The following is a 20094-nucleotide window of genomic DNA, read 5'->3' on the forward strand; positions in this document are numbered from 1 at the left end:
CATGCTCTGTTTGGGAGGTGCAGCTGACCCCGCCGACCCCGCACAGGGTCTCTCCTTGATGCGCCTGCTGCGATCTTGGTGACAACAAGTCCGCCTGCGTGACAACCATCGTGCTTCGGTTCAGTCCGCCGCAAGATCGCGAAGTCAGACTGGAGTACTAGGCCGGAAGATCAAGCAGAAGCAGTTGGGCAGATCGACGGGCTACTCGGAGTCGTACATCAGTCAGGTCGAGTCCGGGAAGATCATGCCGAGTGAGAAGTTCGCGAGCGCCTGTGATCTGACCTTCGGGACGAACGGGCTGTTCACAGGCTTGCTCCACCGGATCGAAGAGGGGGACCACCCCACACAGTTCGTGCCCTACGTCCAGTTGGAACAGAGGACTTTGGGCATCCTGGGCTTCGCGACGACGACCCTGATGGGATTGCTGCAGACCGAGGAGTACGCGTACGCCATCTTCCGCGCTGGTCATCCGTGCCAACCGGAGGAGGTGATCCAAGGGAAGACAGCTGCGCGCATGAGGCGACGCGAAGTCCTCAACCGAGACAAGCCGCCGACGCTGTGGGCCGTGCTTCACGAGGCGTGTCTGCGCACTCATGTGGGAGGCTCGTCCATCATGGCCGGTCAGCTTGAGTACCTGGTGGAGCTAGCCGCTCGCCCCGGCCTCGATCTCCAGGTGATCCCCTTCACGGCAGGGGCCGCGGCCGCACACTCAGCGCCGTTCACCCTGCTCACCTTCAGGGACTCACCCACGGTGCTGTACTCGGAAGATCCGCAGGGAGGCCGACTCTGCCGCAGGGCGGCGCCGGTTGTGGCTGCCATGCAAAACTACGATCGGCTGCGGGCGCACGCGCTGCCCCCTGACGAGTCGCTGGCCTTCATCAAGACTGTGCGCGAGGAGTACACGCCATGAGCCCTGACCGGGACCTCACGTCTGCCGTATGGATCAAGTCGTCGTACAGCACATCATCCGGCGGCGAATGCATCGAGCTCTCCCGAAGCTTCGCAGTATCCGGGCTAGTTCCTGTCAGGGATTCGAAGAACCAGTATGGTCCTGTGCTGGTCCTCTCTACGGACGGCTGGTCGTCGTTTATCTCCGCCGTCAAGCGCGAAGAGTTCCGAGCCTGAGCCACGTGCAAAAGTTCAAAGTCGACGGCCCTCGTGATCGCGGGGGCCGTCGTCGTGTCAGCAGGCCAGCGGGGGTGGGTGGCGGACTGCGCTGTCCGCAGACCGCCCCCGGATCATCGCTCCCCCGTCTCCCCCAGCCCCTCCGCCAGCACCTCCGCCAGATGCCGCCCCCGGCGGTCGGCCAGCTGGGCGAGCTGCGTGCGGCAGGAGAAGCCGTCGGCGAGGATTTCCGTCTCCGGCCCCGACTCCCTCACGGCGGGCAGGAGCTGGTCCTCTGCGCAGGCGGCGGAGACTTCGTAGTGGCCGCGCTCGAAGCCGAAGTTGCCGGCCAGGCCGCAGCAGCCGCCGCTCAAGTCGCCGGTGAGGCCGGCCTGTTCTCGTAGGTGGCGGTCGGCCGCGTCGCCCAGTACGGCGTGCTGGTGGCAGTGGGTCTGGCCGGCGACGGGGCGGTTGATGCGGGGCGGGCGCCAGTCGGGGGTCAGGGTCACCAGGGCTTCGGCGAAGGTCATGACGGAGGAGGCGAGGCGGGCGGCGCGGGGGTCGCCGGAGAGGAGTTCCGGGAGGTCGGTGCGGAGGGCGGCGGCGCAGCTCGGCTCGAGGACGATCAGGGGGCGGTCGGCCGAGAGCAGGGGGTCGAGGATGTCGACCGTACGGCGCATGACGGCGCGGGCCTGGTCGAGCTGGCCGGTGGAGACGTAGGTCAGGCCGCAGCACAGGGGGCGGTGGCGGCGGGGCAGGGTCCCCGCGGAGCGCAGGGGTGCGGTCGGGGGGAGGAGGGGGCGGAGGCCGGCCGCCTCCAGGACCTTGACCGCGGCCCGGCCGACCTGCGGGGAGAGGAAGTTGGTGAAGGTGTCGGGCCAGAGGATCACGGTGCGGCCCGCGGCCGGGGCGGCGTCGGACTTCCGGCGGCGCCACCACCAGCGGGTGAAGGGTTCGGAGGCCAGGGAGGGGATGGTGCGCTCGGGGGCGATGCCGCCGAGGCGTTTGGCGACGGCGGCCAGGGGGGTGCGGGCGAGGGCGTTGAGGGCGGGGGCGGCGGGGGCCGCGGCGTGCAGCCACTGCGGGAGGCGGCCCATGGAGTAGTGGGCGGCGGGGCGGCGGCGGCCCTCGTAGTGGTGGTACAGGAATTCGGCCTTGTAGGTCGCCATGTCGACGCCCACCGGGCAGTCGGTGCGGCAGCCCTTGCAGGACAGGCAGAGGTCGAGCGCGTCGTGGACTTCGGGCGAGCGCCAGCCGTCGGTGATCACCTCGCCCGCCAGCATCTCGTGCAGGAGGCGGGCCCGGCCGCGGGTGGAGTGCTGTTCCTCGCCGGTGGCGCGGAAGGAGGGGCACATGACGTCGGAGGAGCCGGAACTCAAGGTGGTGTTACGGCATTTGGCGACACCCACGCAGCGGCGTACGGCGGCGGAGAAGTCGCCGCCGTCGTGCGGGTAGCCGAATTCCACCGGGACCGGGCGCCTGGGCAGTACGTCGAAGCGGAGGTTCTCGTCGAGGCGGGCGGGGCGGACGAGCATGCCGGGGTTGAGGCCGGCGGCCGGGTCCCAGAGCGATTTGAACCGCTCGAAGACGCCGACCAGCTCCGGGCCGTACATCTTGGGGAGAAGTTCGGCGCGGGCCTGGCCGTCCCCGTGCTCGCCGGAGAGGGAGCCGCCGTGGGAGACCACCAACTCTCCCAGGTCGTAGGAGAATTCGCGGAAGCGGCGGATTCCGGGCGCGGTGAGCAGGTCGAAGTTGATGCGGATGTGGATGCAGCCGTCGCCGAAGTGGCCGTAGGGGGTGCCCCGTAGGCCGTACTGACCCAGGAGGGCGCGGAAGTCCCTCAGATACGCCCCCAGTTGGGCGGGCGGCACGGCGCAGTCCTCCCAGCCCGGCCAGGCCTCTCCCCCGTCCGCCGTCCGGGTCGCCGTGCCCGAGGCGTCCTCGCGGATGCGCCACAGCGCCCGTTGGCCGGCCGGGTCCGTGACGACGGTGTGGTCGGTGGTGCCCTCCGCCGCCCGGCACAGCGCCTCGGCGTGCGCCCTGGCCTCCTCGGGGCTCGCGCCGCCCATCTCGACGAACAGCCAGGCGCCGCCCTTGGGGAGGCCGGCGGCGGAGCCCACGAGGTCGGCGGCCATCCCCTCGACGGTCATCGGATGATGCGGGAGGAGGGTGTGGGCGGCCTCGGCCGCGGCGCTCTCGTCGGGGTAGGCGAGGACGGCGAGCACCCGGGCCGCCGGGGTCTCCACCAGCCGTACGGTCGCCTCCGTCAGCACGCCGAGGGTGCCCTCGCTGCCGGTGAGCGCGCGGGCGAGGTCGGCGCCGGCCTCGGGCAGCAGGGCGTCGAGCGCATAGCCGGAGATGCGGCGGGGAAGGCCGGTCGGGTATCCGGTGCGCAGCAGGGCCAACTCCCGCTCCACCAGGGCCTTTACACCATCTCGAAGGCGTGGCGGCAGTCCGGTGGGTGCGCCCGTGGCGTCCGTGCCCCGCCCGGCCCGCACCCGCTCGCCGCCGTATGTCAGCAGCTCCAGCTCGCCCACGCTGTCGGCGGTGGTGCCCCAGGCCACCGAGTGGGAGCCGCAGGAGTTGTTGCCGATCATGCCGCCGAGGGTGCAGCGGCTGTGGGTGGAGGGGTCGGGGCCGAAGGTCAGGCCGTGCGGAGCGGCGGCGGCCCGGAGGTCGTCCAGGATGACGCCCGGCTGCACGACCGCGGTACGGGCCTGCGGGTCCAGCGCGACGATGCGGCGCATATGGCGGGTGAAGTCGAGGACCACGCCGACGCCGGTCGCCTGCCCGGCGATACTGGTCCCGGCGCCGCGGGGTACGACCGGCACGCCGTGCTCCCGGCACACCCGCAGCGCCGCGGCGACGTCCTCGGCGTCCCGGGGCGCGACCACCGCCCGGGGCACCCGCCGGTAGTTGGACGCGTCCATCGTCATCAGCGCCCGGTCGGCGGCGGCGAACGAGACCTCCCCTCGTACCGCCGCCGTCAGCTCCTTCTCCAGGGTCCGGTTCTCCGTCTCCGTACGATCAGCCATGTCCCCAGCCTGCCCACTGGAGCGGGTTCATGGCCCTTCGACGGGCCCGTTCAGTGCGCAGGAATGGTGGCGGCGGCCGGCGTACGTTCCTCCGCCGCGGCCCCGGCCGGGTGGAAGCGGAAGACGTTCTTTGGGTCGTGGACGGCCTTGAGGGCCGCCAGCCGCCGGTTCTCATCGGCGTCGTGCACGCTGCGCGCCACCTCCGCCGCATCCGGCCGCTCTCCGTGTCCGCCGAAGAGGAAGTTCACGCTGCGGCCGAGCCGCCAGGGCGCGACGGCCGCGAACGCCTCGGCGTGCCGTGCCCGTACCGCCGCCGGATCCGTTCCGTTCAGCGGCGACAGCAGCCGCAGCGCATACCGGGCGTCCCGGTGGCCAACGGCACCGCCGCGCCCGCCCATTGCGCCCCCGAGGTGGTTGAGCTGGACCACGACCATCATCGGGGCGGCCGGCCCGGTCAGCGCGGCCACCCGGCGCAGCGCCGCCGCGTCCAGCCCGCTGAGCAGCGCATTGTCGCCGTCGTAGGCGTGCGGGTCGCTGGGGTCCCGGTGGATGGTGCCCGACTCGGCGTACGGCATCTCGCGCAGATCGTCGCTCACCCGCGGGCCCACCGCACGCAGCGGCGCCACCAGCCGCTCGCCGTCCTCCGCGCTCCCCGTGTACGCGATCCGGATCTGCGCGAGATAGCGGCCGCGCAGGGTATCCGGCAGCTGGGGGATGTCGGGGTACGCGATCAGCGCGACCGACGAGGTCAGCTCGTCCGGGATGGTCTCGGTCCAGCGCAGATACGCCGCCAGCGCCTCGTCGAGGTGCTCACCGCCGAAGACCAGCTGCCCGCCGTACAGCCGGGCCACCGGCACCAGCGCGAACTCCATCGCGGTCACCACCCCGAAGCCGTGGCCGCCCCCGAGGAGCGCCCCGAACAGCTCGGGATCGCTCTCCGCGGTGAGGTGCAGCAGCCGGGCGTCGGCGGTGACCAGGTCGAGGGAGCGGACGTGGTCGGCGGCGAAGCCGTAGGTGCGGGCCAGCACGCCCACCCCGCCCCCGAGGGTGTACGAGATCACGCCGACGCCCGGGGAGGAGCCGTTGAGCGGCGCGAGCCCGTGCGGGGCGGCCGCCTCGATGACCTGGCCCCAGACCACGCCCGCCTGGACCCGTGCGGTGCCGGCCGCCGTGTCCACCGTCACCCCCGACATCCGCCGCGTACTGATCAGCAGCCCGCCGTCGGTGGCCGCGGACAGCCCGTGTCCGGTGGCCTGGACGGCGACCGGCAGCCCCTGGTCCCGGGCGAAGCGCACCGCGGCGACCACGTCGTCGGCGTCCTGCGCGCCGACGATGACGGCCGGGCGGTGGGCGTAGGCCGTCTGGAAGCCGGACCGTTCGGCGTCATAGCCCTCGTCGGCGGGGAGGAGGACCGGGCCGCGGACACGGCGGGCGAGGTCGGTGAGGGCGGCCGGGTCGAGCGCCGTGGTGGCGGTCCGGTCCTGGGCGGGTGCGGTGGTCGTCGTCTGCATGCCCCGCACTCTGGCGCCATAACTTGACACCTGCCGTCATATATAAAACCGGATATGAAGTCCGACCGTCTCCTGTCCGTCCTGCTGCTGCTCCAGACCCGCGGCCGGGTCCCCGCCTCCGAGCTCGCCGAGCGGCTGGAGGTCTCCACCCGGACCGTCTACCGCGATATCGAGTCGCTGTCGGCGGCGGGGGTGCCGGTGTATGCGGAGCGCGGGCGGCACGGCGGGATCGCGCTGCTTCCCGGCTTCCGTACGGACGTGACGGGGATGACCACCGATGAGGCGCGCGCCCTGTTCATCCTGGCGGCACAGGGCGCGCACACCGCGCTGGGGCTGGACGACGCGCTGGGTTCCGCGCTGCGCAAGGTGATGGCGGCGCTGCCCGCCCCGCACCGCCCGGCCGCGGAACTGACCGGCCGCCGGATCCTGGTGGACCCCGACAGATGGCTGGCGGGCCCCCGCCCCGCCGTCGACCTGAACGAACTCCACACCGCCGTCTTCACCGACCACCGGCTGCGCATCCGTTATCGCCACAGCGGCGAGACCCGCCCACGCACCTACACCGTCGATCCGTACGGCCTGGTGGCCAAGGCGGGCACCTGGTACCTGGTGGCCGACCGGCGCGGCACCCCGCAGCTCTTCCGGGCCGACCGGGTGGCGTCGGCGACGCTCACCGACGCCCCGGTGCGGCGCCGGGCGGGCGTGGAGCTGGCCGAGGTGTGGCAGCAGCTGCGGCGCAAGGTGGAGGAGCGGCCCGCGGGCGTACGGGTGACCGCCCGGATCCGCCGCGACCGGCTGGATCTGGCCGTACGCATCCTGGGGCCCGCGCTGACCGGACCGCCCCGGACGGGTGAGGATGAGGATGAGGACGGCTGGGCCGTCGTCGAGCTGGCGTACCCGGTGGTCGAGGCCGTCCGCCAGCTGCTGCAGTTCAGCGACTCCCTGGAGGTGCTGGACCCGCCGGAGGCCCGGCGGGTGATGGCGCGGGCGGCGGCGGCCCTCGGCGATATGTACGGCGGGGACGAGACGGGCCCGTAGGGCGAGCGTCCAACGGGCCGGGCGGTGTGAGCCCGTCTCGGCGAACGACTGATCTCCATCTCACCGGGTGGACGCGCCGCCGAAGCACGTACCGTGACGGATTAGGCTTCCTCCGTGGCTGATATCCAGATTCCCGCTGACATCAAGCCCGCCGACGGACGCTTCGGCGCGGGCCCCTCGAAGGTGCGTACGGAGGCGCTCGGCGCCCTGGCCGCCACCGGTTCCTCTCTTCTCGGCACGTCCCACCGCCAGGCCCCGGTCAAGAACCTGGTCGGCAAGGTGCGCGACGGCGTACGTGACCTTTTCCAGCTCCCCGAGGGCTACGAAGTCGTCCTGGGCAACGGCGGCTCGACCGCGTTCTGGGACATCGCGACGCACGGTCTGATCGAGAACAAGTCCCAGCACCTGTCCTTCGGCGAGTTCTCCTCCAAGTTCGCCAAGGCCGCCAAGCTGGCGCCGTGGCTGGCCGAGCCCACCGTCATCTCCGCCGACCCGGGCAGCCACCCGGACCCGGAGGCCGAGGAGGGCGTGGACGTCTACGCCTTCACCCACAACGAGACCTCGACCGGCGTCGCGGCCCCCATCCAGCGCGTCGCGGGCGCCGACTCCGGTTCCCTGGTCCTGGTCGACGCCACCTCCGGCGCCGGCGGCCTCCCCGTGGACATCGCCGAGACCGACGTCTACTACTTCGCCCCGCAGAAGTCCTTCGCCTCCGACGGCGGTCTGTGGCTGGCGGCGTTCTCCCCGGCCGCCCTGGAGCGCGCCCGCGCCATCCACGCGTCCGGCCGCCACATCCCGGAGTTCTTCTCGCTCCCGACGGCGATCGACAACTCCCTGAAGAACCAGACGTACAACACCCCGGCGCTGTCCACCCTCTTCCTGCTCAACGAGCAGCTGGAGTGGCTCAACGGCCAGGGCGGCCTGGACTGGGCGGTCCGCCGCACCGCGACCTCCGCGCGCACCCTCTACGGCTGGGCCGAGGACTCCAAGTACGCCACGCCCTTCGTCGTCGACCCGGCCAAGCGCTCGGCGGTCATCGGCACGATCGACTTCAACGACGACATCGACGCGTCCGCCATCGCCAAGGCGCTGCGCGCCAACGGCATCGTCGACACCGAGCCGTACCGCAAGCTCGGCCGCAACCAACTGCGCGTCGCGATGTTCCCGGCCATCGAGCCGTCGGACGTCGAGGCGCTGACGGCCTGCATCGATTACGTCATCGAGAAGCTGTAGCGTCCGCCGCCGTTCACGGATTTCCGTAGCGCGCATCGCCATAGGCCCCGGCAGGAAACTGCCGGGGCCTATGCCTTTCGTTTCTCCAGGTACCAGCGGCCCCACCTGTCGAGGTGCGCCGCGATGTCCCGCAGGGATGCGCCGGTCTCCGTCAGGGAGTACTCGACCTTCGGCGGCACCTCCCCGTAGACGGTGCGTATGACCAGGTCATCGGCCTCCATCTCGCGCAGCTGACGGGTGAGCATGCGCTGGGTGATGCTCGGCAGGGCGCGCCTGAGTTCACCGAAGCGCAGGGTGCCGTGTGTCAGCAGCAGATTCAGTACGGCCAATTTCCAGCGGCCGCCCAGCACTTCCATGGCGATTTCGATGGCGCAGTATTCCTGGGTGTTCGGTACGTCGCCGCGCACGCAACCTTCCTATCCACGTCGGTATACAGAGTGGTACTACGGCACTTTTCTGACCGTACTTGTTTCCCTGTTCAGTAGAGCAGAGGGTTTCCGCATGGCAGACAGCGATACGGAATGCCTTACCGCGGCGCGAGTTGACGGAAGGGAACCTTCGAGGAATCGATGGGCGGTACTGGCCGTCCTGTGCGTCAGCCTGCTGCTGTGCGGCATCGATCTGACGGTCCTGCATGTCGCGGTGCCCACCATGACCAGGGAGTTGCACCCCAGCAGCACGGCGCTGCTGTGGATCGTCGATGTCTACGCCCTCACGGTCGCCTCGCTCCTCGTGACCTGCGGCACCCTGGGCGACCGGATCGGCCGTAAACGCATGGTGCTCGGCGGGTTCGCGCTGTTCGGGCTGGCTTCCGCGGCGGCGGCCTGCTCCTCGACGACGGGGGAGCTGATTGCCGCCCGGGTCGCCCTCGGTGCCGGAGCCGCGATGATCATGGCGTCGACGGTGGCCGTCATCCGCGTCGTCTTCCCCGACGCCCGCGAGCGCTCCGTCGCCCTCGGCATCTGGACGGCGGCCCACAGCGTGGGCGCGGCCATCGGCCCCCTGGTGGGCGGCGCGGTGACCGAACGCTGGGGCTGGGGCGCGGCGTTCCTCGTCAATGTGCCGATCGCCGCGGCCGTTCTGGTCATCGGCGCCCGGGTCATCCCCGAGTCGAGGAATCCGACGCCGTGCCGCTGGGACCTCACCAGTGTCGTCCTGTCGATCGCCGGGCTGGCGGCCGTCGTCCACTCCCTGAAGCAGGCGGGCGGGCACCTCGCGGTGAGCCCCGCCACGCTCCTCACCGCCCTCGCCGGCGCGCTTCTCCTCCGCCTCTTCATCCGGCGCCAGCGCCGGCTGGCCGAACCGCTCCTGGACTTCTCGCTCTTCTCCGACCGCCGCTTCTCCCTGGCCACGATCTGCGTCGTCGTCTGCTTCGGCAGCTATGTCGCCCTGCTGTTCTTCTTCACCCAATGGCTGCAGCAGGTGGGCGGCTACTCCCCGCTGCGCGCCGGTCTCGCGCTGATGCCGCTGGCGGCGGCCAATGCCGGCGGGGCCGTCAATGCGCCATGGATAGCGGGCCGTTGGGGCCATCGGTGGTCGCTGACCGGGGCTCTCGCCGCCTTCGCGGCCGCACTGGTCGCGCTGGCGGCGCCGGCGGCATCCGGCGACACCGGCGCCTACGGGCCGCTCGTCCCCCTGCTCATGGTGGCCGGTTACGGCGCCGGCATCGTCATGACACTGGGCGCCGACGCCATCATGGGCGCGGCCCGCCCGGAACGCTCCGGCGAGGCCGCCGCCGTCCAGGAGACCGCCTTCGAACTGGGAGCGGGCCTGGGCGTCGCCGTTCTGGGCACCGTGCTGAACGCGGCCGGCGGTGTCCATGGCGCCGGGTTCGCCGCGGTGTGTGCCGTGGCGGCCGTGGGACTGGCCGTTACGGCGGGGCTGGTGGCGGTGGCGCGGAGGCGCGATACCGGGGCGGGCCAGGACAGGCCCTAATCACCGAACCATGCGTCCTCGATGTCGCTCTGGGCCTGTTCCGAGCGGCGGACCCGGAAGACCGACACCTCCAGGGCGGACATGGCTTCATAGGCGATGTCGGAGAAGTCGCCGAGGAACAGGCCGGTGTACGCGTCCCAGAGGCAGTGGTCCAGGTCGGTGAAGTCGATGCCCTCGTCCTGGACCGATGCGGGATCGATGCCTATGGCGCGCAGCATCCGGGCCGGGTCGCCGGCGACCTGAAGGCCGTTCTCGTCGTTCCATCCCGCGATCTCCAGATCGCCGGCCCCGGGCAGATCCACCACGTGATGGTTGTAGGTCAGCCCGTAATCCATGGACACCGTCCCGACGATCCGGGCCTCGGGGTACAGCTGTCGCAGGCCATGGACCTCTTCCTGGATCGGGCACGAGAGGCCGTGGTCACCCAGCGCGGGCTCGGTGATCTGCACGATGCCGCCCCAGCATCCGACCGCGACGATCTCGAGGTCGTCGCGTACCTCGGGCGCCTCCAGATCCTCCACGCGGCAGTCCGGGAGCTGTTCCAGGACCTCCGCGACGGTGCTCAGCGACTCGATGATCCGGCGGGCGCGCACCGGGTCGTGCCGGTCCGGGGCCGGCGGGCCGCCAGGCGCATCCGGGTGGGTGAACGGCGGGAAGAACAGGGTCAGTTCGGTGTGGCTGTCATTCGGTCTGACCCAGTCGAGCTCCTCCTCGGGGCCCTCCTCGGGGTCCTCCTCGGGCTTCGCGTCCGGCATCTCTTCATCGTTCGCGTTCGGCATGGCCGGAACCCTAACTGCGGCCACTGACACCACACTTCGGACGCCGGTCCAGGCCGCGCCACTGGAGGGCGACGCGGCGGATCGTCGCCCGTACCACTCGCACGAGCGTCCGAAAAAACACCCGAACGGACGCATCGCGGAGTGACGAAACGGGCCAGATGTGCCTGTATGGAGCCATGACGACTGCACCGAGCCCCGGCCTCGCCGAGTTCGCACGCCAGGGGGCGATCCTGCTCACCACGTACAAGCGGGACGGCACCGGCGTCGGGACACCGGTCAATATCGCCGTCGACGGCGACCACGCCTATCTCCGCACCTACGGCAGCGCCTGGAAGACCAGGCGGATGCGGAACTTTCCGGAGGTGGAGATCTGCGCGGCCACCTGGCGCGGCCGTCCGACCGGTCCCACCCATAAGGCCCGGGTACGGCTGCTCGACCCGCAGACCCGCGAATACCGCCGCGCCGAACGCTCGCTGACGCGTAAGTATCCGTTGATCCATGGGCTTCTGGTGCCGCTGGCGCACCGCCTCAAGAAGGAGAAGACGCTCCATTACGAGCTGCGGCTCATCGACGGGTGATCAGCTGACGGTGCCGCGACGGCAGGCCATCACCACACCGAGGACGGCGTCCGCCGGGACATAGCCGAAGCGGCGCAGCTCCGCGACGTCCATGGTGCGGATGTCCACGCCGTCCCAGAGGATCGCTCCGCGCACCGGATCGTAGAACCGGCACAGCAGCTTGACCAGCGTGCTCTTGCCCGCGCCGTTCTTGCCTACCAGGCCGACCGCCGTGCCGGCCGGGACCCGCAGGGTCACCCCGCGCAGCACCCAGGGCCTGGTCGGGTCGTAGCGGAACCACACATCGCGCAGCTCGATCATGTCCTTGAGCGGGCCGGCCGGGGCGTCGCCGGAGGAGAGTTCGTCCGGGGTGTCCATCAGGTCGAGGTAGTGGCCGAACAGCCGGATGCCCTCGACGGCCATGCCGGCCTGCAGCACGATCCCGCCGAAGGTCGCCTGGATTCCGGCCGCGGCGGCGATGAACTCGGCAGCGGCCTCATGAGCGCCGGCGCAGCACCTTCCGGAGCACGACGATCAATGCCGCCGCCACCACGAGCACCGGCACGCCCTGGGTGAAACCCGGCTTCGACTCCGCACCGCCGCCCTTTCCCGTTTCGCCGTGGTCAGGGGACCCCGGCGCCGCATCGTCCCGCGCCGACTCCGGCAGCTGCGCATCGCTCAGCCCGACCGGCTTGACCTCGCTGTCGTTGCCCTCGGACCCGTACATCAGCGTCCGGCCGTCCGGGGTGAAGGTCACCGACTCCCCCTGCTGCTGGATCGGCACACCCACACTGCCGATGTCCTTCGGCCGGCCGTCCTGCCAGCGATACATCCGGGCCCCGAAATAGCTGCGCATCACCAGCCGGGAGCCGTCCGGCGAGAACGCCCCGTCGGTCACCCACAGATCGATCGGCGCGACCTTGCGGAAGGTGTTGGTGCCGGTGGCCGTCAGCCGCCGCGGACCCTCGTAGAGCGCGCCGCCGCCGTCCTGCTTCTTGCTGGCGATATAGACCCGGCCGGTCTTGGGATGCACCATCAGCGCCTCCGCATCCCGCGGCCCGTCGGCGTACTTCACGGTGAACTGGGCGGCGGTGACGGTGGCATCGCGCAGCCGCTTCGGCTCGGGGAAGCGGTAGATCCATACGTGGTTCCATGTGCCGCCGAGGTTGTCGCCGATGTCGCCGACGTAGATGTTCCCGTCCGGACCGATCGAGATCGCCTCCACATCGCGCGGCGAGCCGATGCCGCGCAGCGTGATCCGGGCGACCGTACGGCCGGACTTGCCGTCGACGGCGTAGACGTACGGGCCGTCGTCGCTGTCGTTGTGGGTCCAGTAGATCCCGGGGTGCGCGCGGCTGGCGGCCAGCCCGCTGGATTCGGTGATCCGGGAGTCGCTGATGGTGAAGCCGTCGGGCTCGGCGGCGGCGGCCGGACCGACCGCCGCCCACAGAATCCCCGCGGCACCGGCCGCGCACAGAAGCGAACGCATGGGCAAAGACTGCCATCCCGGACCGCCGGACGCGGAGCGTGTCCAGCGTCACGTACCGGGCAGTAAGGTTTCTCGGCCATCATGACCGGATGAGGATCATGTGCGTCGGTGACTCGATGACCATCGGCACCACCGGCGATTTCACATGGCGCTACCGCATGTGGCAGCACCTGAACGCGACGTTCGACGGCCCGTACCGCATCGTCGGACCGCGCCACGCGCTCCACGACACCGCCCGGGACACGCTCACCTCGTACGACTACGGGGACCCCGGCTTTCCCGAGGAGGCGCGCGGGCACCTCGCCGGATGGGGCGAGGGCTGGCTGCACATGGCGCCGCTCATCGGCGACGCGGTGCGCCGGTACGAGGCCGACACGCTGCTGGTGTCGCTCGGGCTGATAGACCTCGGGTTCTATACGAACGCCGAGCAGACCGCGGAGAATGTGCGGCGCTTCATGACCGGGGCGCGGGCGGCGGCCCCGCACATACGGGCGGTGCTGATGCCCGTGATACGCAATGTGCGGGCCGCGACGGATACCGCGTTCGGGGCGGAGCGGGAGCGGTTCAACGAGCTGCTGGCCAAGGCGGTCGCCGATCTCTCCACGCCCGGCTCGCCGTTGCTGCTGACCTCCGAGCCAAACGAGTGGCAGATCGAGAGCGCTACGTATGACGGGACGCATCCGTCGGCCCTGGGGGAGCATCTGCTGGCGGGGGCGTTCGCCGATGCGATGCAGCAGGCCTGGGGAGTCGGCGGGCCGTACAAGTACCGGTAGGCGTACGGGTACGGGTACGGGTACTTGTACGGGTACGGGTCGCGCCGGGGTTCCGGGGCCGGCGGCGGAGCCGGGGTCCGCGGCGGGCGCCGCCTCTGTTCGATGACCCCGCCGGACCCGCCGCCCCTTCGCGGCCGCCCGCGAAACCACCCGACGCACCCGTGCCCACCCTTGATTCGAGCGCACTCCAAGGCGTTGGCTGACCAACCATGAAGTACACGCAGCTCGGACGCACCGGACTCCAGGTCAGCCGACTGGTCCTCGGCACCATGAACTTCGGCCCGCAGACGGACGAGGCCGACAGTCACACGATCATGGACGCCGCTCTCGAGGCGGGCGTCAACTTCTTCGACACCGCCAATGTCTATGGCTGGGGCGCCAACAAGGGCCGCACGGAGGAAATCGTCGGCTCCTGGTTCGCCAAGGGCGGCGGCCGCCGCGACAAGACCGTGCTGGCCACCAAGGTCTACGGGAACATGGGGACCGAGGGCGACCCGGTCTGGCCCAACCACCACAAGCTCTCCGCGCTCAACATCCGGCGCGCGGTCGACGCCAGCCTCAAGCGCCTGGGCACCGACCACATCGACCTCTACCAGTTCCACCACGTCGACCGGAACACGCCCTGGGACGAGATCTGGCAGGCCATCGACGTCCTCGTCCAGCAGGGCAAGATCCTCTATGCCGGGTCGTCCAACCACGCCGGCTGGCATATCGCCCGCGCCAACGAGACGGCCGCGCGCCGCGGTTCGCTCGGCCTGGTCAGCGAGCAGTGCCTCTACAACCTCGCCGAGCGGCGGGCCGAGATGGAGGTCATCCCGGCCGCCGAGGGGTACGGCCTCGGGGTCATCCCCTGGTCGCCGCTGCACGGCGGGCTGCTGGGCGGCGCCATCCGCAAGGAGCAGGAGGGCGGCGCGGGCCGTACGAACTCCGGGCGCTCCGCCGACGCGCTGGCCAACTCGGTGATCCGCGCGCAGATCCAGGCGTACGAGGACCTGGCCGACAAGCACGGCCTGCGGCCCGGCGAGGTCGCGCTGGCCTGGCTGCTGACCCGGCCCGCGGTGACCGGCCCGATCGTCGGCCCGCGCACCACCGAACAGCTCGCCTCCGCACTGCGCGCCGTCGAGCTGACGCTGCCGGAGGAGGTGCTGACGTCCCTCGACGAGATCTTCCCGGGACCCGGCCCGTCCCCGGAGGCCTTCGCCTGGTGAGCGAGGCGCACCCGGTGGCCGGCTCAGGCTGCCCACCGGGTGTCGCCGTACGGCCGGCCGGGGCCGCCGGGCGCCCTCGGCACGTCCACCGGCCCTTAGCGCATGGCCGCCGCCACAATCACGACGACAAGCAGCACGGCAAAAAGTCCGGACATGATCCGGTTACGGGTTTTGGGGTCCACCCGATGAGCGTAACCGGAACGGATCCGAGCGCCTCGGCGGCCCGGGGCCGGTCAGTGCCCCAGGGGCCAGGAGGCCAGCTTCTCGTACCGCGGCTGACTGCCCTCGACGCCCGGCACCGGGGGATGGCTGCGCATCAGCGCCAGCTCCCGGACGGTCCACGGTGTGCCCTCGAAGCCGTCCATGCCGGCCGCGAAGGCGGCGAGATGCAGGTGCTCGACGCGGTTCCTGGCAAGCGTGAGATGCGGGTGATACGGGCGGTATGTGCGGTGCTCGTCCCTCTCCACTCCGGCCCGGCGCGCCCCCGCCTCCGCCGAGTCCGCCAGCTTCCGCATGACGGCCAGCTCACCCTCGGCCCCCGCCCACACCACCCGGTCGCCGAAGCGGCCGCCGCCGACGATCCGCAGCTCGTACGGCGCATGCCGCCGCGCGGCCCGCGCCAGCCGCTCCCGCAGCTCGGGCAGCACGTCGTCCGCCACCTCGCCGTAGAACGCCAGCGTGAAATGCCACCCGTCCGGCCCGGTCCAGCGCAGCCGCTCCGCCTGCGGCAGTGCCTTCAACTGCGCTACCTCGTCGGCCAGTTCGGCGATGACGGGCGCGGGCGGCAGTACGGCGGCAAAGAGTCTCATACGGTCCAGTCTCGCCCAGGGGGCGGTCGCGCCGCAGGGATTGACGCCGTCCCGGCGCCGGGGTCCGAGTCCGGGGCCCGGCGCAGAAGGACGAGCCCCGGGCAGGGCGCGTACCACCCCCATGACCCCGAGTCAGGGCCATGGGCCAGGGCCTGCAGGGCCTGCCGCCGGCCGCTTTCCCGGCGCCGGCCCCGGCCGCCGTGCGCGAGCGCCCGGGGCCACGGCACGCACCGCTCTCAGGCCGTCACGGCGACCCGCTTCCCCTCGGATTCCCCGGCTTCCTCAGCTGCCCCGGCGTCCCCGGGTTCCGCCGCCCCGGCAGCCCCGCCGGATGCAGCGACCGTGGGCCCCGGCACTCCCCGCGCCACGAACGCCACATGCCGGCGCCCCCGCCGCAGGTCTATCTTCAGCCGCAGCCCGCCCACCCGGGCGAGGATCAGACCGATGGCCGCCGCGGCTCCGGCGGAGACCACGCCGCCCGCCACGAAGCCGGTCCGGGCGCCGAAGGTGTCGGTGACCCAGCCGACCAGCGGGGCGCCGAGCGGTGTGCCGCCCACGAAGACCATCATGAACAGGCTCATCACCCGGCCGCGCATCAGCGGATCGGTGGCCATCTGGATGCTGGAGTTGGCGGTGACATTGATCGTCAGGCCGAAGACGCCGATGGGGACGAGCAGCGCCGCGAAGATCCAGAAGGACGGCGCGAGCGCGGCCATGACCTCCAGGGCGCCGAAAATCACCGCCGCGCCGACCAGCAGCCGCAGCCGGGAGGCGGCGCGCCGGGCCGCGAGCAGTGCGCCGATCAGCGATCCGGCCGCCATCAGGCCGTTGAACAGGGCGTATGTGCCGGCACCGGCGTGGTAGACGTGGTAGACGAAGGCGGTCAGCCAGATCGGGAAGTTGAAGCCGAAGGTGCCGATGAAGCCGACCAGGACGATGGGCCAGATCAGCTCGGGTCGCCCGGAGACATAGCGCAGGCCCTCCCGCAGCTGGCCCTTGCCGCGGGCGACGGTTGTGACCTTGTGGAGCTCGGACGTCCGCATCATCAGCAGTCCGATGACCGGCGCCGCGAAGGACAGGCCGTTGAAGAGAAAGGCCCAGCCGCTGCCGAAGGCGGTGATCAGCACGCCGGCGACGGCGGGGCCGATCAGCCGGGCGGACTGGAAGTTGGCGGAGTTGAGGCTGACGGCGTTGCGCAGATCCTCCTGGCCGACCATCTCGGAGACAAAGACCTGCCGGGAGGGGTTGTCGACGACGGTGACCAGGCCGAGGAGGAAGGCCACCAGGTAGACGTGCCAGACCTGCACCTGGCCACTGAGGGTGAGCACCGCCAGGACAAGTCCGGTCAGCCCCATCGCGGACTGGGTGAAGAGCAGCAGCTTGCGCTTGGCGAAGCGGTCGGCGATCACGCCGCCGTAGAGCCCGAAGAGCAGCATGGGCAGGAATTGCAGCGCCGTGGTGATACCGACGGCCGCGGACGAGCCGGTCAGGCTCAGCACCAGCCAGTCCTGGGCAATGCGCTGCATCCAGGTGCCGGTGTTGGACACCACTTGGCCGGTGGCGAAGAGGCGGTAGTTGCGGATCCTCAGCGAACTGAACGTGCCCTTGCGCGGTGTGGCGGCGGGGTCGGCGGCGACACCCGGGGCGGGGCCCGGCGTGGTCGCGGTCGCGTCGTCGGAAACCGTGTCGTGGTCGGAGTTCGGTGCGGGGGCGGAGTGTGCTCCGGATCCCGTACTCAAAGTGGCTTCGCCTCCTAGGCCTGGGGTTTTACAGCTGGGCGAGTTTCTCCAGCACGGGAGCTGCGGCCCGTACCTTGGCCCACTCGTCATCGTCCAGCCCGGAGGCCAGCTCGGCGAGCCAGGCATTGCGCTTACGGCGGCTCTCCGCGAGCATCGCCTCGGCCTGTTCTGTCTGCGTGACGACCTTCTGGCGGCGGTCGTCGGGGTGCGGCTCCAGCCGGACCAGCCCCTTGGCCTCCAGCATCGCCACGATGCGGGTCATCGACGGCGGCTGCACATGCTCTTTACGGGCCAGCTCGCCCGGCGTGGCGCTGCCGCACCGGGCGAGGGTACCGAGCACCGACATCTCGGTGGGGCTCAGCGACTCGTCGACCCGCTGGTTCTTGAGTCGACGGGACAGGCGCATCACGGCGCCCCGCAGAGCACTCACGGCGGCAGCGTCGTCGCCGCTGGACAGTTCCGGCATGGTCGTTAGCATAACTCATTACCTTTTCTAAGTAAAGCCATGAGCGGGCGCCGCCCCGAGCTCCATCGGAACGCCCCCTCGCTCACCCATATGGGTGAGGACGCAGCCGAAAGCGGCCCGCCTGACCGGCTCGTACCGAGACCGTGTCCCTATGGGATCGAGAGTGCTCAGCCTGCGCGTGGACGGGGAGCTGCTGGAGCGCATTCGGCAGCACGCCGCAAAACGCGGAATGAGCGTCCAGGACTATGTGGTCCGGACGCTCATCCGTGATGACTTCGACGAACGCTTCAAGACGTCGGTCGACGAGACGGAGCGGTTCTACGAGGCGCCGCCGTTGTGAGGCCCTCCGGCGCGCCGCCCGCACGAGGCGGCCCGCCGTCGGTCACTTGACGCCCAGTGCCTGCTCGATCGGATGCAGCAGGAAGTAGACGAGGAAGCAGAGCCCGACCACGTCCAGCAGCCACGGGATCTGCTTGAACCGGCCGGTCGCCGTGCGCAGCAGGATGTACGACAGCACACCGATGCCGATGCCGTTGGTGATGCTGTACGTGAACGGCATCGAGATCACCGTCAGGAACGCCGGGATGCCGACGGTGAAGTCGCCCCAGTCGATGTCCTTGACGTTCGCGGCCAGGATCAGGAAGCCGACGACGAGCAGCGCTGGCGTGGCGGCCTGTGACGGGACGACCGTCGCCAGCGGCGTGAAGATCAGCGCGAGGAGGAACAGCCCGCCGGTCATGAGGTTGGCGAGGCCCGTACGGGCTCCCTCGCCGACACCGGCCGTGGACTCCACGAAGCAGGTGTTGGCGGAGGCGGAGCCCGCGCCGCCGGCCGCGACCGCGATGCCGTCGACCATCAGGATCCGGCCCATGTTCGGCAGCTGGCCGGTCTCGTTGTTCAGCAGCCCGGCCTCCTCGCCGACACCGATGATGGTGCCCATCGCGTCGAAGAAGCCGGACAGCAGCACCGTGAAGACGAACAGGCAGCCGGTCAGCACGCCGACTTCCTTGAAGCCGCCGAAGAGGCTGATGTGGCCGATCAGGCCGAAGTCCGGCGCGCCGATGATCTTCTCGGGGACGTTCGGGACGGCCAGCCCCCATGCCGCGTCCGGAATATCTGCGACGGCATTGATGATGATCGCGACCACGGCCATCGTCACCATGCCGATGAGGATCGCGCCCTTGGTCTTCCGTACGGTCAGGACGAACATCAGCACCAGACCGATGACGAACACCAGCACCGGCCAGCCCTGGAGCTGACCGCCCTGGCCCAGGCCCATCGGCACGGTGGTGTGCGCGGCGTCCGGATTACGGGTCACGAAGCCCGCGTCCACCAGGCCCACCAGCGAGATGAACATGCCGATGCCGATGGCGATGGCGCGCCGCAGCCCGCCGGGGATCGCGTCCATCACCCGCTGCCGCAGGCCGGAGGCCACCAGGATCATCAGCACCAGACCGGCGAGCACGACCATGCCCATCGCGTCCGGCCAGCTCATCTTGGGGGCGAGCTGGAGCGAGACGACGGCGTTGATGCCGAGGCCGGCGGCGATGGCGATCGGGACGTTGCCCATCAGGCCCATCAGGACGGTGCTCAGCCCGGCCATCAGCGCGGTGGCGGTGACCAGCTGGCCGTTGTCGAGGTGATGGCCGAACTTGTCGACGCCGGCGCCGAGGATGATCGGGTTCAGCACGATGATGTAGGCCATCGCGAAGAACGTCGCCAGTCCGCCGCGGAGTTCGCGGCCGACCGTCGACCCCCGCTCGGAAATCTTGAAGAAGCGGTCGAAGCCGCCTTGCGGCTTCGGAGCCGGGTTCTTGACGGTGTCGACCGGCGTGGTGGCCGAGGGGGGCATGCGGGACCTCAGTCGGACGGGCCTTGGAGCAGGCGCGGGGGGGGCCATGTGCCCGGAACACGAACACAAGCGAAAGCACAATCAACCGGATCAGATTGGATGAATCAACGATCGAATCCCGTCAGACCCAGAAAGGTTCAGTATGAATAAACAATGCTTTGATCGCTATCTCCGCGCGTAGACCCTTGCGCCGTACGGCCCCGAATCCGGCACCGGCACCGTCGGCACCCGCCTCTCCCCCTCCCCGTAAGCTTGCTCCCATGTGGAAGAAGTCCGAACTGCGCGAGGCCCCGGCGCCCCTCGAAGGTCCCGTCGTCGGCACGATCATCGGCGGCACCGTCATCTGGTTCGTGCTCTTCCTCGCCCAGCTCCCCTTCTACGGCTGGTACGCCGACCACGACCGCACCGAGCTGATCTGGACCTGCCTGGCCGGTGGCGCCCTCGGCCTGCTCGGCATCTGGTACGTGCGCAAGCGCGACGCCGCCATCAAGCGGGACGCCGCCCTCAAGCACGCGGCGGCGGACGAACCCGCTTAGGGCCTGTCGTCACACTCCCGGCAGGTGCGG

General features: G+C 70.6%; 20 protein-coding genes. 10 read left to right on the top strand and 10 right to left on the bottom strand.

Features of this window, described 5'->3' with window-relative positions; genetic code table 11:
* The first annotated feature begins 169 nt into the window (after nt 1–169).
* The gene (locus ACZ4S3_RS27525; protein ID WP_467939022.1) at nt 170–910 is read left to right on the top strand and encodes a helix-turn-helix domain-containing protein; all 741 of its coding nucleotides are present in this window, start codon (nt 170–172) and stop codon (nt 908–910) included.
* Nucleotides 907–1125: a DUF397 domain-containing protein gene (locus ACZ4S3_RS27530; protein ID WP_467938673.1), complete on the top strand. Its 219-nt coding sequence runs from the start codon at nt 907–909 to the stop codon at nt 1123–1125. Before ACZ4S3_RS27525 ends, ACZ4S3_RS27530 begins: the two co-directional genes overlap by 4 nt.
* A gap of 113 nt (nt 1126–1238) precedes the next feature.
* Here ACZ4S3_RS27530 and ACZ4S3_RS27535 read toward each other — a convergent pair whose 3' ends face one another.
* Both ACZ4S3_RS27535 and ACZ4S3_RS27540 read right to left on the bottom strand, forming a co-directional pair.
* On the bottom strand, nt 1239–4139 hold the full coding sequence (locus ACZ4S3_RS27535; protein ID WP_467938675.1) for an FAD-binding and (Fe-S)-binding domain-containing protein: 2901 nt from the start codon (nt 4137–4139) through the stop codon (nt 1239–1241).
* 50 nt (nt 4140–4189) lie between these two features.
* Entirely contained in the window at nt 4190–5650 is a 1461-nt protein-coding gene (locus tag ACZ4S3_RS27540; RefSeq protein WP_467938677.1) for an FAD-binding oxidoreductase, read from the bottom strand.
* A 54-nt stretch (nt 5651–5704) separates the two neighbouring features.
* On the opposite strand from ACZ4S3_RS27540, the gene ACZ4S3_RS27545 reads away from it, so the two are divergent.
* Together ACZ4S3_RS27545 and serC are read left to right on the top strand one after the other, a co-directional pair.
* Nucleotides 5705–6688, top strand: a complete 984-nt coding sequence (locus ACZ4S3_RS27545) for a helix-turn-helix transcriptional regulator (RefSeq protein WP_467938679.1) — start codon at nt 5705–5707, stop codon at nt 6686–6688.
* A gap of 114 nt (nt 6689–6802) precedes the next feature.
* The gene (serC, locus tag ACZ4S3_RS27550) at nt 6803–7921 is read left to right on the top strand and encodes a phosphoserine transaminase (protein ID WP_467938681.1); all 1119 of its coding nucleotides are present in this window, start codon (nt 6803–6805) and stop codon (nt 7919–7921) included.
* Between the two features lie 68 nt (nt 7922–7989).
* Here the strand turns inward: serC and ACZ4S3_RS27555 are convergent, their stop codons facing one another.
* Nucleotides 7990–8328, bottom strand: coding sequence for a winged helix-turn-helix transcriptional regulator (locus tag ACZ4S3_RS27555; protein WP_467938683.1), 339 nt, complete (start codon nt 8326–8328; stop codon nt 7990–7992).
* Nucleotides 8329–8422: 94 nt separating this feature from the next.
* Here ACZ4S3_RS27555 and ACZ4S3_RS27560 point away from each other — a divergent pair, with 94 nt between their 5' ends.
* The gene (locus ACZ4S3_RS27560; RefSeq protein WP_467938685.1) at nt 8423–9856 is read left to right on the top strand and encodes an MFS transporter; all 1434 of its coding nucleotides are present in this window, start codon (nt 8423–8425) and stop codon (nt 9854–9856) included.
* Here the strand turns inward: ACZ4S3_RS27560 and ACZ4S3_RS27565 are convergent.
* Nucleotides 9853–10635, bottom strand: coding sequence for a DUF6333 family protein (locus ACZ4S3_RS27565; protein WP_467938687.1), 783 nt, complete (start codon nt 10633–10635; stop codon nt 9853–9855). The genes ACZ4S3_RS27560 and ACZ4S3_RS27565 overlap by 4 nt on opposite strands.
* A gap of 176 nt (nt 10636–10811) precedes the next feature.
* On the opposite strand from ACZ4S3_RS27565, the gene ACZ4S3_RS27570 reads away from it, so the two are divergent.
* A complete protein-coding gene (locus ACZ4S3_RS27570; RefSeq protein WP_467938689.1) occupies nt 10812–11213 on the top strand; it encodes a PPOX class F420-dependent oxidoreductase in 402 nt (133 codons plus the stop codon).
* Here ACZ4S3_RS27570 and ACZ4S3_RS27575 read toward each other — a convergent pair whose 3' ends face one another.
* Together ACZ4S3_RS27575 and ACZ4S3_RS27580 are read right to left on the bottom strand one after the other, a co-directional pair.
* Entirely contained in the window at nt 11214–11630 is a 417-nt protein-coding gene (locus ACZ4S3_RS27575; RefSeq protein WP_467938691.1) for an ATP-binding cassette domain-containing protein, read from the bottom strand.
* A gap of 58 nt (nt 11631–11688) precedes the next feature.
* Nucleotides 11689–12681 carry a hypothetical protein gene (locus ACZ4S3_RS27580; protein WP_467938693.1) on the bottom strand — a complete coding sequence of 331 codons (993 nt, stop codon included), beginning with the start codon at nt 12679–12681 and terminating at the stop codon, nt 11689–11691.
* A gap of 98 nt (nt 12682–12779) precedes the next feature.
* Between ACZ4S3_RS27580 and ACZ4S3_RS27585 the strand changes: the two genes are divergently transcribed.
* Together ACZ4S3_RS27585 and ACZ4S3_RS27590 are read left to right on the top strand one after the other, a co-directional pair.
* A complete protein-coding gene (locus ACZ4S3_RS27585; protein WP_467939024.1) occupies nt 12780–13454 on the top strand; it encodes a GDSL-type esterase/lipase family protein in 675 nt (224 codons plus the stop codon).
* A gap of 209 nt (nt 13455–13663) precedes the next feature.
* The gene (locus ACZ4S3_RS27590) at nt 13664–14662 is read left to right on the top strand and encodes an aldo/keto reductase (protein WP_467938695.1); all 999 of its coding nucleotides are present in this window, start codon (nt 13664–13666) and stop codon (nt 14660–14662) included.
* Between the two features lie 233 nt (nt 14663–14895).
* Here the strand turns inward: ACZ4S3_RS27590 and thpR are convergent, their stop codons facing one another.
* The 3 genes from thpR to ACZ4S3_RS27605 form a co-directional block, all read right to left on the bottom strand.
* Nucleotides 14896–15471 (bottom strand): RNA 2',3'-cyclic phosphodiesterase, encoded by a 576-nt coding sequence (thpR, locus tag ACZ4S3_RS27595; RefSeq protein ID WP_467938697.1) that lies wholly within the window; start codon nt 15469–15471, stop codon nt 14896–14898.
* A gap of 236 nt (nt 15472–15707) precedes the next feature.
* A complete protein-coding gene (locus ACZ4S3_RS27600; protein WP_467938699.1) occupies nt 15708–17210 on the bottom strand; it encodes an MFS transporter in 1503 nt (500 codons plus the stop codon).
* A gap of 28 nt (nt 17211–17238) precedes the next feature.
* Nucleotides 17239–17676 (bottom strand): MarR family winged helix-turn-helix transcriptional regulator, encoded by a 438-nt coding sequence (locus ACZ4S3_RS27605; protein ID WP_467938701.1) that lies wholly within the window; start codon nt 17674–17676, stop codon nt 17239–17241.
* 151 nt (nt 17677–17827) lie between these two features.
* On the opposite strand from ACZ4S3_RS27605, the gene ACZ4S3_RS27610 reads away from it, so the two are divergent.
* On the top strand, nt 17828–18016 hold the full coding sequence (locus tag ACZ4S3_RS27610) for a ribbon-helix-helix protein, CopG family (protein WP_362706092.1): 189 nt from the start codon (nt 17828–17830) through the stop codon (nt 18014–18016).
* A gap of 42 nt (nt 18017–18058) precedes the next feature.
* Here the strand turns inward: ACZ4S3_RS27610 and ACZ4S3_RS27615 are convergent, their stop codons facing one another.
* The gene (locus ACZ4S3_RS27615) at nt 18059–19528 is read right to left on the bottom strand and encodes an NCS2 family permease (protein WP_467938705.1); all 1470 of its coding nucleotides are present in this window, start codon (nt 19526–19528) and stop codon (nt 18059–18061) included.
* A gap of 260 nt (nt 19529–19788) precedes the next feature.
* Here ACZ4S3_RS27615 and ACZ4S3_RS27620 point away from each other — a divergent pair, with 260 nt between their 5' ends.
* On the top strand, nt 19789–20064 hold the full coding sequence (locus ACZ4S3_RS27620; RefSeq protein WP_467938707.1) for a DUF2530 domain-containing protein: 276 nt from the start codon (nt 19789–19791) through the stop codon (nt 20062–20064).
* Nucleotides 20065–20094 lie beyond the last annotated feature (30 nt).

Source organism: Streptomyces sp. NPDC028368 (assembly GCF_055565615.1).